This window comes from Pseudomonas sp. RL_5y_Pfl2_69 (assembly GCF_963970465.1).
Classification (GTDB): Bacteria; Pseudomonadota; Gammaproteobacteria; order Pseudomonadales; family Pseudomonadaceae; genus Aquipseudomonas.
This window is the reverse complement of record NZ_CAXAOU010000005.1, coordinates 82,027-96,253: the sequence shown is the minus strand read 5'-3', so window position 1 is coordinate 96,253 and position 14,227 is coordinate 82,027. Positions and strand designations below refer to the sequence as shown.

11 protein-coding genes are annotated in these 14,227 nt (G+C 61.8%); 7 read left to right on the top strand and 4 right to left on the bottom strand.

Annotation, left to right across the window (positions count from 1 at the left end):
- Nucleotides 1-43: 43 nt before the first annotated feature.
- The 4 genes from AACY07_RS10655 to cbiE all read right to left on the bottom strand — a co-directional run bounded on the left by AACY07_RS10655 (nt 44) and on the right by cbiE (nt 3,427).
- Complete coding sequence (locus tag AACY07_RS10655; protein ID WP_339474748.1) at nt 44-331, bottom strand: helix-turn-helix domain-containing transcriptional regulator; 288 nt, start codon at nt 329-331, stop codon at nt 44-46.
- A 69-nt stretch (nt 332-400) separates the two neighbouring features.
- Nucleotides 401-1,129 (bottom strand): cobalt-precorrin-6A reductase, encoded by a 729-nt coding sequence (locus AACY07_RS10650; RefSeq protein WP_339474746.1) that lies wholly within the window; start codon nt 1,127-1,129, stop codon nt 401-403.
- On the bottom strand, nt 1,126-2,223 hold the full coding sequence (locus tag AACY07_RS10645; RefSeq protein WP_339474744.1) for a cobalt-precorrin-5B (C(1))-methyltransferase: 1,098 nt from the start codon (nt 2,221-2,223) through the stop codon (nt 1,126-1,128). The genes AACY07_RS10650 and AACY07_RS10645 overlap by 4 nt, the downstream gene beginning before the upstream one ends.
- Nucleotides 2,216-3,427: a precorrin-6y C5,15-methyltransferase (decarboxylating) subunit CbiE gene (gene cbiE / locus AACY07_RS10640; RefSeq protein WP_339474950.1), complete on the bottom strand. Its 1,212-nt coding sequence runs from the start codon at nt 3,425-3,427 to the stop codon at nt 2,216-2,218. The genes AACY07_RS10645 and cbiE overlap by 8 nt, the downstream gene beginning before the upstream one ends.
- A gap of 205 nt (nt 3,428-3,632) precedes the next feature.
- Between cbiE and AACY07_RS10635 the strand changes: the two genes are divergently transcribed.
- The 7 genes from AACY07_RS10635 (at nt 3,633) to cobJ (ending at nt 13,970) form a co-directional block, all read left to right on the top strand.
- Nucleotides 3,633-4,166: a hypothetical protein gene (locus tag AACY07_RS10635; protein WP_339474743.1), complete on the top strand. Its 534-nt coding sequence runs from the start codon at nt 3,633-3,635 to the stop codon at nt 4,164-4,166.
- Nucleotides 4,167-4,252: 86 nt separating this feature from the next.
- Nucleotides 4,253-9,178, top strand: a complete 4,926-nt coding sequence (locus AACY07_RS10630) for a dermonecrotic toxin domain-containing protein (protein ID WP_339474742.1) — start codon at nt 4,253-4,255, stop codon at nt 9,176-9,178.
- Nucleotides 9,151-9,534, top strand: coding sequence for a hypothetical protein (locus AACY07_RS10625; RefSeq protein ID WP_339474741.1), 384 nt, complete (start codon nt 9,151-9,153; stop codon nt 9,532-9,534). The genes AACY07_RS10630 and AACY07_RS10625 overlap by 28 nt, the downstream gene beginning before the upstream one ends.
- Nucleotides 9,535-9,624: 90 nt before the next feature.
- Nucleotides 9,625-10,956 carry a precorrin-3B synthase gene (gene cobG / locus AACY07_RS10620; RefSeq protein ID WP_445261370.1) on the top strand — a complete coding sequence of 444 codons (1,332 nt, stop codon included), beginning with the start codon at nt 9,625-9,627 and terminating at the stop codon, nt 10,954-10,956.
- Entirely contained in the window at nt 10,949-11,575 is a 627-nt protein-coding gene (locus AACY07_RS10615) for a precorrin-8X methylmutase (protein WP_046810051.1), read from the top strand. Before cobG ends, AACY07_RS10615 begins: the two co-directional genes overlap by 8 nt.
- Nucleotides 11,575-12,306 (top strand): precorrin-2 C(20)-methyltransferase, encoded by a 732-nt coding sequence (locus AACY07_RS10610; protein ID WP_019826859.1) that lies wholly within the window; start codon nt 11,575-11,577, stop codon nt 12,304-12,306. The genes AACY07_RS10615 and AACY07_RS10610 overlap by 1 nt, the downstream gene beginning before the upstream one ends.
- Complete coding sequence (gene cobJ / locus AACY07_RS10605) at nt 12,303-13,970, top strand: precorrin-3B C(17)-methyltransferase (RefSeq protein WP_339474740.1); 1,668 nt, start codon at nt 12,303-12,305, stop codon at nt 13,968-13,970. Before AACY07_RS10610 ends, cobJ begins: the two co-directional genes overlap by 4 nt.
- The last annotated feature ends 257 nt before the right edge of the window (nt 13,971-14,227 follow it).

Here is a 14,227-nt window from a genome sequence, read left to right as displayed (position 1 = left end):
AAGTAAAAAGAGCAGGTGTGGCGAAGTGTCGCTGATCAATGGATTAATCGGCAGTTATGAACGCCTGGACTAATGCTTGAAGGGTGAAATGGGCCAACTCACGCTCTCCATTAGTGAATAGAGTAGCGGCCTCATCCAGTAACGCTTGCGCAAATTCTGGGTCATGGCCGAATCTTTCATAAAGTGTTTGTTTGAAACTTGTAGTCAGTGCGTTTTGGATCAGGCTGCCATCACCCGGGTCACTTTCTACGCATGCCTCAAGGTAAGCCGCTATGTCTTTGGGTGTTTTTAGATAATCAGCGATGTCGAAACGGACAAGTTGCTCAATCATGGGAAGTCCTCACAGATCAAGCGGCGAAGCTTATGCTTGAGCTAAATAGCATCGCCAGCGATTACACATTCACAAATAACTTCCCCGCGCCAACGCCTCCAGCACGTCCTTGGTCGTCAAAAACTCCCGATCCACCTGTGGCAACTCCGGCCGCTTGAGGATCAACACGGGCACCCCGCGTTCACGGGCCACTTCCAGCTTGGGCTCGGTGGCGCTGCTGCCGCTGTTCTTGCTGATCAACACATCGATCCGGCGCTGCTCGAACAAGGCGCGCTCTTCGTCGATCAGGAACGGGCCCCGTGCGCCGATTACTTCGCAACGCTCATTGCCCGGATAGACGTCGAGGGCGCGCAAGGTCCAAAACTGCTGTTCGGGGATCTCATGCACATGCTCCAGCGGCTCGCGGCCCAAGGTGAACAGCGGGCGCTTGAAAGGCTTGAGGGCTTGGACCAGTTCGCTCCAGTGCGCCACTTCGCGCCAGTCATCATCCGGTTGCGCAACCCACGCGGGGCGGCGCAAGGCCCAGCACGGGATAGTGCTGGCGGCCGCGGCGAGGGCCGCGTTCTGGCTGATTTGCGCGGCGTAGGGGTGAGTGGCGTCCAGCAGTAAATCGATACCCTCGTCGCGAATATACCGGGCCAGACCTTCAGCGCCGCCATAACCGCCCACCCGTACCTCGCAGGTCAGGTCCGTCGGCACCCGGCCTACACCGGCCAGGCTGTAGACATGTTGCGGGCCCAGGGTGCGGGCGATGGCCAGCGCTTCGGTGACGCCACCGAGCAACAGTATCCGTTTCATGCAAAGGCTCCTGCGTGGCCAACGATCCCGCCCTGACGGTCGATGGCAAACACTTCAACCTGCACCTGGGCAGGCACCACGCTGCGGGCAAAATCCAGTGCGTGCTGGCACACCGCATCACCCAGCGCGATACCTGCCGCGCTGGCCATCGCCAGGGCTTGCTGGCTGGTGTTGGCCTGACGAATCGCCTCTTGCAGCGCCTGGTCTGCACCTATGTCGGCGGCCCACCGGGCCAGTTGTGGCAGGTCGATGCTGGAGTGACGGCTGTGCAAGTCCATATGCCCGGCAGCCAGCTTGCTGATTTTTCCGAAGCCGCCGCAAATGCTCAACTTATCCACAGGGACTTTGCGCAGGTGCTTGAGTACCGCGCCGACGAAGTCACCCATTTCGATCAGGGCGATTTCCGGCAGGTTGTACACCCGGCGCATGGTGTCTTCGCTGGCATTGCCGGTGCAGGCGGCGATATGCAGGTAGCCATTGGTTTTGGCCACGTCGATGCCTTGATGGATCGAGGCGATATAGGCTGCGCAGGAAAACGGGCGGACGATGCCGCTGGTGCCCAGGATCGACAACCCGCCGAGAATGCCCAGGCGCGGATTCATGGTTTTCAGGGCCAGGGCTTCGCCGTCCTGCACGTTGACTGTTACTTCAAAGCCGCCGTTGTAATTCAGCTCGCTGGCCAGTTGCTGCAAATGGTCGGAGATCATCTTGCGCGGCACCGGATTGATCGCCGGCTCGCCCACGTTCAGCACCAGCCCCGGACGGGTCACGGTGCCGACACCGCGTCCGGCGACAAAACCGATACCCGGTTCCGGGCGCAGGCGCACCCGCGAGTACAGCAGTGCGCCGTGGGTGACGTCCGGGTCGTCGCCCGCATCCTTGATGGTGCCCGCTTCGGCGCCGTCTTCGCTCAGGCGGCAGAACTCCAGGCGCATCTGCACCTTTTTACCCTTGGGCAAGGTGATTTCCACCGCGTCGTGGCTGGCGCCGCCCAGCAGCAACCGGGCAGCGGCCAGGCTGGTGGCGGTGGCGCAGCTGCCGGTGGTCAGGCCACTGCGCAGCGGAGCGGGTTGTTCGCCGGTTTCGTCACGCATCGAGGGGTTTGGTCACGTCTAGAAGAGTAATGGGCAACGCCTGGCGCCAGGTGTCGAACTCGCCCAAGGGTTGTGCCTGGGCGATGTGGACCCGCGTCAGCTCACCGCCGTGGCGCTCACGCCAGCTCATCAAGAGCATTTCACTTTGCAGGGTGACGGCATTGGCCACCAGTCGCCCGCCGGGCTTGAGCTGCTGCCAGCACGTGTCGAGCACACCTTCGCGGGTGACGCCTCCGCCGATAAAAATCGCGTCCGGGCGCTCCAGCCCTTCAAGGGCTTGCGGGGCCTTGCCACGAATCAGTTGCAAGCCGGGTACGCCCAGGGCATCGCGGTTGTGTTCAATCAATTGCTGGCGTCCGGTATCCGCTTCAATCGCCAGGGTGCGGCAGCTGGGCCAGGTGCGCATCCACTCGATGCCAATCGAGCCGCTGCCCGCGCCCACGTCCCAGAGCAATTGGCCGGGCAAGGGGGCAAGGCGGGCAAGGGTGATGGCGCGCACATCGCGCTTGGTCAGCTGGCCGTCATGGGCAAAGGCGCTGTCGGGGAGCCCGCCGGTGCGTGACAGCGGCTGGGCGCTGTCGTCGGCCAGGCAGTCGATGGCAATCAAGTTAAGGGCGGCGATGGGCGGGTCGCTCCAGTCATTGGCACTGGCTTCTACCCGCCGTTCCGCCGGGCCGCCCACGTGTTCCAGCACATGCAGGCGGCTGGGGCCAAAGCCGCGTTCGCGCAGCAGCGCGGCGATGGCGGCCGGGCTTTTACCGTCATTGCTCAAGACCAGCAGGCGTACGCCGCTGTGCAGGTGCGCGTTGAGGGCCGCCACCGGGCGAGCCACCACAGACAACGTGACCACGTCCTGCAGTGGCCAACTCAGGCGAGCGGCCGCCAGCGAGAAGGATGACGGTGACGACAGCACTTGCATCTCATCGCTGGCAATCACTCGCGCCAGGCTGGCGCCGACCCCAAACAGCATCGGGTCGCCGCTGGCCAGAACGCAGACCGGCTGGCCGCGCAATGCCAGCACCGGCGCCAGGGAAAAGGGACTTGGCCACGCTTGGCGTTCGGCGCGAATACAGGCGGGCAGCAGGTTGAGTTGACGCTGGGCGCCGAACACCGTGCCTGCGCCGAGCAAGGTGCGACGCGCATTTTTGCCCAGCCCGCTAAAGCCGTCTTCACCGATTCCCACAATTGTTAGCCAGGGCGACATGCCAATCCTCTTGTTCAACGCCAAATGTTCCATCCGCCAGCGGGTCTGCATGGCCCGTGGAATCAGGCCGCATGATAGCGCGCCTTGGCCCGCAGGTGCCTTGTGCATACGCCCCACTTGGCGGGTGGTGCATAGGTAGCGCCAGTGTCAGCGGTTTGTGCGCCAAGTTTTGCGCCTACTTCACGGCAAGGATCAGGAGCAGACCATGGACGATGCCACGCCCACCGACGATTGGGCCGCAGTGTTGCAAGAGCGTTTTTTGAGCGATCTGGCGCGGGTTGAGGCCAGCGAGCAGTTGACGCCCGGGGAGCGGGCCTGTTTGCAGGAGGTCATGGAGCTGCAACCCAGGGAAGTCCACCGGCTGATGATTGCCGCACAAGGGGGCCCGGCAGCGGATCTGGCCGGTTTTTTTATCGTGCTCCAGGCCAATAACAAGGCATTGAGTGTGTTCATGTTTTCACCCGTGGCGGGGCTGGAAAAATTTGCCAACGCCCCGGCCTTGCGCGCGGCACTGGAGCAGCGTCTGGCGGCCCTGGCATTGCGTGAAGACATCCTGCGCTTTGTACCGATCGAGGTGCGCGAGAGCCTGACCCTGGGGCATCCCTTGAATACCTGTTATCGCTGCCGGACGATTGAAGAGCTGCGCAGAAAGTTTGTCAGTGATCCGGTGTTGCGCTCGGACGTGATCTTGATGAATGCCGATTCCGTGGCCTTGCTCATCACCTGCATAGCTATGTAGTGCCTGTTCTTGTCGAGTGCGCGATAGCGTTCCAGCTCATTGCCTGGGTGCCCGCAGGGTTGCCCGTCACCCTACCGAGATCAGCCATGAACGCGACTACTCGACCGTTTTATGCGGCGCACGCCGTGCAAGATCTGTTTATCAAATGCCTGTCAGAGGCTGAGTCCTCGGGAGACATCAGCGGTGCAGAAAAACACTGGTTGAGCGGGGTGTTGCTGGACGACGCCGCACGCCTGGCCGCGCCGGTCCCCTTGCATGTCGACCAGATGTTCCTGTCCCGTCACCAGAGCCGCCCAGTGCTCTGGGCAGGTGCTCTTGTGCTCAGGCAAGACCTGGCGCCGGGCAGTGAAGTGTTCGTGTTCACCCTGGCAGGCAAGCTTGAACGGTTCGCCAGCGAAGCGCAGTTGTGTCAGGCACTTGAGCAACAGCTGGGCGAGCCCTCACACCAGGACGCGGTATTGCGCTTCACCCCGGTGCACGTGCGCGCACAGTTGCGGCAAACCGGCGCGCTGACCCTCGAATGTCGACGCCTGGCATCGCCCGTGATGCAGGGCGTCAGCCAGGCCGTGAGCGATTTTTTAACCCGTTGCCAAGAAGAGACACTGGCCAGCCTGGTGAGCATGCCGTCGTTGCGTTCGGTCCTGGATACTCAACTGGGCATGGCGTTGGCGCTTGAATTCAAGGTCCAGGAGCTGGATGCCCACAGCATTCAAGTGCGCAGCACCCGGATCGATGCAATGCCTGTGCAGGAGGGCGATGTCACCACCCTGAGCTTGAGTGCAGTGGCGCTGGATTTTTACCAGAAGGGCCAGCTGCCTGCCGGGTACAGACGAGAGTTTTTGGGCCTGCCTGCCAATGACTCCGCGCCAGTTTCCAGCGCCAGTGAGGTCCAAAGGCGCATCACGCAGGTCATGACACACGCCTCGGAGCACCTGTCGAGCCGTTTTCAGCAGGCCCTTCACGCCTATTGGCACGAGGTGCAGGGGGCTAGCCCCAGCCTTCATGACTACTGCGTTGCGCGCCTTGGCGATCTGTTCTTTCAACAAGGGTTACAGGCGCTCTGTGACGGTGATCTGACGACTGAACAATTCGAACGGCTGAAGGCGGTAGGCAAGCGTAATGAATGGGCACAAGCCGCACGCCTGTCGGTGTTTGATGCCAACCTCGGTGAGGTGGCGCTGACGGGGCTGTTTTGTGTGTTCACGCCGGGGCTGAGCACGGCGGTATTTTTGTTTGGCGGTGCGTTGGGGCTGAAAAAACAGGACACGCGGCCCCGGCTCAAGACCTGGTTGCTGTCAGCGCTAAGGGCGCCCGCGACCTTTGACACCGTGGCCCGGCATGCCGCCCTTGATCAGCATGGGTTCCTGGCCGGGATGTCGCAGCCCAGGCTCAGTGTCGAGAATATCGACCACGATGTGTTCGATCAGTGCGTGCAGTTGATCCGTGCCACGCAGTTGAGGAATTTCAACTTCTTGCTGCAGCAATGGCGGGCCGGGCGTTCGGTGCTGGCGAGCATTGATCATGGGCTCGACGTGCGTGAACAGGTGGATCACGGCCTGTTGGCGCTGAGCAGTAAGGGGCGCTGGAGCAGCCGCTTTGTGTCACAGGGCAATGGCTTGACGCTGACCCATCGTGGCAACGGTGGGCAACTGGATCTGCTGGGTCTGAAACTGCCGGTTATTCAGGCCCAGCTCGATATTCTGCTGCGTCATTGGCCAGGCCCGCGCTCGTTTGCCAAGGCCCGACTGCGGGAGTCCCTGAGCCGTGTGCGCCACGGTTTGCTGGGTATCGACAGTCTGGCGGTGCAGGTGTTTGACCAGGAACCCGAGCAAACAGGTGAGCCAGTGCGTTCGGTTGCGCTGGTTGATGCGCTGCTGGATCGGGTCACGGGCAACCAGCCATTACCGGGCAACCCCGCGCATCTTCGGCTGGGCATCACCTCCAAAGTCAGTGAAGAAATAAAACCACTGAAGACCTTTGGCGGCACCAAATTGCTGACGGTTCTGGATCATGCCGCGCAGGATTTCGTTGCGCGGTTCAAACAGCAACTGCACGATTTTCTCGTTGAGCCCTACAGTGCCCTGAACCCCGATTCGCTGCTGCTACGCCTGGCCACGTTGCGCCTGGTCATGCTGCGTGCCGAGTTGCGGCTGGCGGGTCATCTTGAGCCGTCCGATAGCGGGCTGCTGCGCACTGTGCTGGATTATCCGGTTAGCGCCCGGCGCCCGGCTGTCGAGCAATTTGTGCCCGAGGTATTCGCGGTGTTTTTGTCGTTGAGCGATGTTTTGGGCGTGATCAACCTGGTCAGTTGCCTGTTGTTTACCGAGCGTGGCGGGCTTGAGTCGGCGAATGCCGGCCGTGCCATTCTCTGGACCCCGGCGCTGGGGTTTGAACGGTTCGACTCACTGGACCAATGCACTGAGCGACTCGAAGCGCGATTGATGGACAAGGCGCTGCGCTGGGATTTGCTGGCCAACGTGAGCATGGGCGAACAACCCCGGATCGTCACCTTTCTGAACGACACGCGGCCCTGGAAAGTACCCGGGCACAACCAATGGTTTTACTTTGAACCCATTGAGCAGGACTTTACCCGGCACTGTCAGAGAGCGGCGTTGAACAAGTTGCTGGTGGATGTGCAGTTCGCCTGCAATCTGGCGCGTTCAACGCCACTGTCGGCGCAAGGTTTTGAAAACAGCCTGCAAAGTGTATGGCGTCAGGTCAGCGCCGGGGTGGTGCCGGATCGGGTGGCAGAGCGGGCCCGTCTTCACGTGTTCAGGGCGAGCCTGCCCGGTTGGCTCAAGAACGCTTCGCCCGCCGACCAGCTCGAATACGCCAACCTGCTTCAGCGCTTTGAACGGGCAGGTCAGGCCGATCAAGATTACTTGCACGACATCCCCGACATCACCGCGTACTCGCGCTCGCAGCTCAAGGCCCGCCTGTTGGCGGACTTTCCCGGCCAGGCCCTGGATCCGGACGCCATTGAAGTCACCCTGCACACCTATATCGGCGCCCCGGTGCCGGTCGGGAACACGCCGTCATTTCTGGCCGCGTCGACGTCTGTCTCAACCCAAACCCTGACCCAGTTTGCGTTAAACGGTTTTTACCGGCTCAACGCGGGCGCTGTCTTCGTGCGCACCAAAGGTGACGGTCAATTGCCGGGAGCATTGGGCGCCGAGTATGTGCGCCAGCTCACCCGGCAACTGAATATTGGCGCGCACTTTCAAGCGCTGCTCAAAACCCGGCTGGCCCCGGGCAATGCAGGTGTTGCCTTGCGCCAGCAGCAGTTTGCCGAGCATCTGTGGTTGCAGGTGATGGAGCAGGCCTTGAGAGAACAACTGACAGATCCCCGGTGTGAAACGGCGTATCGCTACCTGCGTCACGTCATGGACAGGCCCGATGGTACTGCCCGCGAACCCTTGAATGGGGTGGCAATCATCATTCGGCCTCTGGAGCTTGTTGCCGACGCGGGGCGCGAGCCGGACCGGGTCAGTGGCGTGTATCTGATCGGGCCACAAGCGCCGCAGGCTGGTCCTCACATTCTGTGGGTCAACTACAGTGCGCGCTTCTCACTCATGACTTTCGCCAGCGAAGCGCAGGTACTGGAGCAGTTGCGTACCGACGCTGATTTACAGGCCCTGGTCGTGCAACGAATCGCGCCCCTTGAGCGTAAAACCTATGCCGAGGGCGGCTTCATTGAGCCCCACTTGCCACGGTTCGAGAGCGGCGCTGTCGGGAGTTTTTGGCCCGCCGCCGGGCCAGTGACCCTGGCCAATCGTCCCATCGCGGGCAACCTGTTCAATGAGATGTACAAGGACAATTACCACTTGCTGCTGGACATGGCGGCCCAGCAGGCAAAAACCACCCAGGAGCAGGACTGGGAGTCGCTCAAGTACTTGTTGTCGTTACTGGTGGAGACGGCGCTGATGTTCTTGCCGGGCAGACTCAGTATTCCCCTGGTGGTCTGGCAAGGTTTGGGGGCGCTCAGCCAAGGGGTTGAAGCCGCGCGCAAAGGGGCATGGGGTGAGTCGGTGGACGAATTTGCCGTGGCGCTGATGTTGATGGCCACCCATCGACGCCAGGCCACCCAGACCATCGAAATCGCGGCACAGGAGCCTGCGACAGCGCCTGGGACCGTTCCCCTTACCCCGGAGCAAGAGGCCGGGCTCATGCCATTCCAGGCCAATGAAGTGGCCCTGGTCGACTTGCGCAAAGACCCGCTCACCCAGCTTTACCGCGACCCGCGCACGGGCTTCGATTATGTGCAGCTGGCCGGTCGGGTCTTTCGTTTGCAGGCCTGGCGAGAACGCTGGCGTATTTATATCGGCGAGCAGCGTGAGGGGCCGTTGGTGAAGCTTGGCGCCGGGCAGCAGTGGGTGCTGGACCTCGAAGAACCACTGTTGGGTGGAGGCCCGGTGCTCTCCAGAACCATCATGGGCTCCCATGCCCTGGCCTATGAAATGAACGCCATTGGCATGGACAGCATTCAACGGCGTTTTCCCGACAAGGCCCTGCAAATACGAGAGGCCCAGGGGCAGGCAAACACCTACCTGCAACGCTGCCAAAGCGCACTGCACACACTGAACGACCCCGGTGCGCAAAATGCCGACAACCGCGAATACCTGGAAGACTTTTTTGACGTGGAGCGGGTGGAACAGGACGTGCTCGACCGTCTGCAGGCGGTGATAGAACCCATGCACACGCGGTTTTTACACCCCGACCTGTCCCCCCTGACGTCAGACAAGTACGTGGTGTGCACATCCCGGTTTACGGATAACACCGTCGCCTTTATCAACCGCGCCGATCCGCTCAAGCGGGTGTTTCTGACCGACAAGTTCTTCACCACCGTATTTGATCAGCCCTATGCGTCGAGCCACCCCTACTTGAAGTCGACCGTTCCACCGTTCGAGGTCAACACTCATTACCGTGCCTGCTTTATGTTGCACGAGGTCAGCCATCAATTATTGGACACCGAAGACATCAATTATTGGACACCGAAGACATCATTTACTTGAACCCGGGTTTCCCTTACACCGATCTGCTGGATGAGAAGACGCCTTACGGCAGCCAACTTAAAAACTTCACTGAAACCATCCAGAACTGCCACTCACCCTACGTGGGCGCGGAGAATTTGTTTCAGCAATTCGATTCAAATACCCAAAGCTGGAGGGATATCCCCAGCGGTCCGGCCAAGCAATTGGTTAAAAAAATCGCCGGAGCAAGCACCCTGGCCCAAGCCCGTTCGGTGTTCACCCATGACCCCTTGAAACGTGTTGATCTGATGCTGGCCAATGCCGATACCCTGGTCTTGCTGATCACCGGTCTTGGGCGTGAGCATCCGATGTCACCAGGGGCATTGATGGCAATGTAGGCATTCCGTCCGGCAGGCTTTTCATGCACTCGTCCAAAGCAGGCATAATGCGCCACCTGCAATAGCGAATTGCCTGCTCTGGATAACCCTTTGATTTTGCCACCTGAACCTTCTGTCACGACGCCTGTGCGCCCTTCGGCGTGCCCGGGGTTACTGCGCATTGTCCAGGCGATGGATGGCGGTATCTGTCGGGTCAAGCTGGACGGCGGCTCTATAACGGCCGCACAGGCGCGCGCGGTGGCTGATGTTAGCCAGCGCTATGCCAGTGGTGTGATCGAGGCGACTAACCGGGGCAACCTGCAAATTCGAGGGGTTGGCCCGCAGCATGCTGCGCTGATCGGTCCCTTGCTGGACGCAGGGCTGGGGCCCGCCACGGCTGCCAGCGATGATGTGCGCAACCTGATGCTCAGCCCCACGGCAGGGATCGACCGGGATCTGTTGATCGATACCTGGCCTCTGGCCCATCAGGTCCTCGACAGCCTGCAAAACACCGCGCGTTTTGCCGAGTTGTCCGCCAAGTTCGCCGTACAACTGGACGGCGGTGAAGCGCTGGCGATGCTTGAACATCATCACGACCTTTGGTTGTCAGCCGTTGACCTAAATGGCCAGACGCTACTGGCCTTTGGTCTGGCAGGCTGCCCGGCACACGATCCTGCCCTGGCTGGCGTGCCCGTCGAGCACGGGCATGCAGTGGTGCTGGCGGTACTTACGCTGTTCCTCGACCTGGCCCGCCCCGAGCACATTCGCATGCGCCACCTGCTCAAAGAGCTGGCGGTCGAGACGTTTATGGCGCAGTTGGCACAGCGCCTGCCGGTACCGCTCATTGCGCTTTCGAGCTGGCGCCGGGAGCCCGGCGCGGCGTCCTTGCACATCGGGACGTACCCACAACGCGATACGGACCGGGTCTATATCGGCGCCGCTCCGCCGCTGGGACGGCTGAGTGCGACCATGCTTGAGGGGTTGGCGCATCTGGCCCGGGAGTATGGTGATGGCACGCTGCGGTTTACCCCGTGGCAAAGTGTGCTGCTGCCCAACCTGCGGGCGGGCGACGCGCCGACAGTCACGCGCCAGTTACACGGGCTGGGGTTGAGCTGTGATGCGACCCTGCCACTGGCGCACCTGATCGCCTGCACCGGCTCCAGCGCCTGCGCCAAAGGCCTGGCCGACACCAAACAGGATGCCCGCCAGTTGGCCGGGCTGTTGAATGCGCCCAAGACGATCCATTTGACCGGCTGCCTGCGTTCTTGCGCGGCAGCCCATGTCGCGCCGGTCACATTGCTGGCCGTGGCGCCCGGTCATTACGACCTTTATTTACGTGCCCCAGAGCAGCCGGGATTCGGTGTTCTGCGTGAGCGCAACCTTACTATTGAAGCGGCAGGCGCCTGGCTTGAGGCCCGCCAACGGAGCAACACCGATGATTGATTACATCCGCGATGGTCAAGAGATCTATCGCAACTCGTTCGCCATTATTCGTGCCGAGGCCAACCTGGACAGCATCCCGGCGGATCTGGAAAAACTCGCGGTGCGGGTGATTCATGCCTGCGGCATGGTCGACGCCATTGAAGACCTGCGCTTTTCTCCGGGTGCAGGCAAGGCCGGGCGCGATGCCCTGGCCGCTGGCGCTGCAATTTTGTGCGATGCGCGCATGGTCTCCGAAGGCGTTACCCGTACCCGCTTGCCGGCCAACAACCCGGTGATTTGTACCCTGCGTGAAGAAGGCGTGCCCGAACTGGCGCTGGAGAAGGGCAACACCCGTTCGGCCGTGGCCCTTGAGCTGTGGCGCCCGTATCTGGAAGGCAGCGTGGTGGTGATCGGCAACGCGCCCACCGCGCTGTTTTACCTGCTGGAAATGATCGACGCAGGCGCGCCCAAACCGGCGCTGATCCTGGGCTTCCCGGTGGGGTTTGTTGGCGCGGCTGAGTCCAAGGCCATGCTGGCGGCAGACAGTCGCGGCGTGCCGTTTGTGATCATGCAGGGCCGCCGTGGCGGCAGCGCGATGGCCGCCGCCGCGGTCAATGCACTGGCAACGGAGATCGAATAATGACGCAGCCAGGACGTTTGATCGGTCTGGGCGTTGGCCCCGGCGACCCGGAGCTGATTACCGTTAAAGCCTTGCGCCTGCTGCGTGAGTCGCCGGTGGTGGCGTACTTCGTCGCCAAGGGCAAAAAGGGCAATGCCTTCGGCATCATCGAAGCCCACCTGCAAGCGGAGCAAACCCAGATGCCGCTGGTGTATCCAGTGACCACTGAGGTGTTGCCCGAGCCATTGTCGTACGAGCAAGTGATCAGCGATTTCTACGATCAGGCTGCCGTCGAAGTGGCCGTGCATCTGGACGCCGGTCGCGATGTGGCGGTGATCTGCGAAGGCGATCCGTTCTTCTATGGTTCCTACATGTACCTGCACGACCGTCTGGCCCAGCGTTTTGAAGCCCAGGTAGTGCCGGGCGTGTGCTCGATGCTGGGTGGCGCTTCGGTGCTGGGCGTGCCGCTGGTGTATCGCAATCAGAGCCTGTCGGTGCTCTCGGGCGTGCTGCCCCATGACGAACTCAAGTCGCGCCTGGCGGTTGCCGATGCGGCGGTGATCATGAAACTGGGCCGCAACTTTCATAAGGTGCGTGAAGTACTGGGTGAACTGGGGCTGGCCGAGCGTGCGCTGTATGTCGAGCGCGCCACCATGAGCAATCAGAAAATCGTCCCGCTCAACGAAGTGGAACCGATGTCTTCGCCGTACTTCTCGCTGATCATCGTGCCCGGCGAACGGTGGCAGGGATGAGTCGTCCAGCGCCAGCCATTGTCATTCTGGGCAATGGCAGCCTGAATACCGCGCAGCGTATTCAACAGTGCTATCCCGAGGCGCTGATCTACGGTCTTGCAGGGCGGGTTGAGGACGTTGATCGCGGTTACAGCGATTTTGGCGCCACCCTGCGTGAGCTGTATCAACAGGGCACACCGATTATTGCGCTGTGCGCGGCGGGGATTGTGATCCGCACGCTGGCGCCGTTGTTGCTGGAGAAGGGCGCCGAGCCGCCGGTACTGGCCGTGGCCGAAGACGCCAGCGCGGTGGTGCCGCTGCTGGGCGGGCTGGGTGGCGTGAATGATATGGCCCGCACCATCGCTGCCGGCCTGGGTATTGCCCCGGCAATTACCACCAGTGGTGAACTGCGTTTTGGCACCTGCCTGCTCAATCCGCCAGCGGGTTATGCGCTGGGTGATCTTGAGCTGGGCAAGCGCTTTGTCTCGGACCTGCTGGCGGGTGAGTCGGTACGGATCGAAGGGGAGGCGCCATGGCTGGCCAGCGCGCAACTGCCTGAAAGTCAGCAGGCACGGCTGGCCATTCATATTGGCAGTGCCGAACGTGAACCGGCCGCCGACGAACTGCTGATCTATCCCCGTAATGTGCTGGTGAAAGTGGCTGCTGAAGTGTCGCCACAGGCCATACGCGAGGCCTTGCATGACGCGAAGCTGGCGTGGCAATCACTGGCGTGCATCGTCGCCGACGATACCTTGATGGCCAGCGCGTCGTTGCGTGAAACAGCCCTCGAACTGGCGGTGCCCCTGCGCTTTGTCAGCGCGGGTGAGCCGGCAGTGCCTGCTGTCTGGCGCGAGGTGGGCAATGACATGTCCCTGGGCGTTGCCCCCGCGCCATTGGACCCGTTGCAGCTGGGTCGGGCCCGTGGCCGTCTGGCCGTCATTGGCCTGGGCCCTGGCGCCGCCGAGTTGATGGTGCCTGCGGTCAAGGCCGAGCTGGCGCGGGCCAATGATGTGTTGGGCTATGAGACGTATGTGCGCATGGCCGGTCCGTTTCGCGACGATCAGGTGATGCATTGCACCGACAACCGCGAAGAAATGCAGCGCGCTCGCCATGCGTTTGAGCTGGCGGCCCAGGGCCGTTCGGTGGTGGTGGTGTCTTCGGGTGATCCGGGGGTGTTTGCCATGGCGGCGGCCGTGCTTGAGGCCTTGCACGAGTCCACGGACCCGCAGTGGCACAGCGTTGACCTGGAGATGTTGCCGGGGGTGTCGGCCTCGCTGGCAACGGCGGCGCAGGCGGGAGCGCCGCTGGGGCATGACTTCTGCGTAATGTCGCTGTCGGACAACCTCAAACCGTGGAGCATCATTGAAAAGCGCCTGGACCTGGCCGCTGAGGCGGATCTGGCGCTGGCGTTCTACAACCCGATTTCCCGTTCGCGCCCGTGGCAGCTGGGCGTGGCGCTGGATATCGTCAGGCGCCATCGCACGGCGCAAACACCGGTGGTGCTGGGACGCGATATCGGTCGTCCGGGGCAGACCCTGCGGGTGACTACGCTGGGTGAGTTGACGCCGGATCAGGTGGATATGCGCACGATGGTGCTGGTGGGGTCGTCGACCACCTGCACATTCCCGCGGGTCGATGGCACGCAGTGGGTGTACACACCGCGCTGGTATGGCGAGAAACCCTGACAAAAGCCTGTAGTCGCTGAGGAGCGGAGCGAGGCTGCGAGGGGGGTGCGCAGCGACCCTGCTTGAAGGTCCTTCGGCCCTTATCGCAGCCTGCGGCAGCGACTACACGTGGTGTTCAGGCCTTGGAAATCAGTCATTTCGTACGACGTTTCGCTTTCATTCTCGTGAAACATCCGAGAAGATTCCGCTCGCTTGCGCCTGTCCATTTCGGGGAATAGTCTCGGCCAATCGCTGTCAATCAGCGGTTGGGTTTAGTC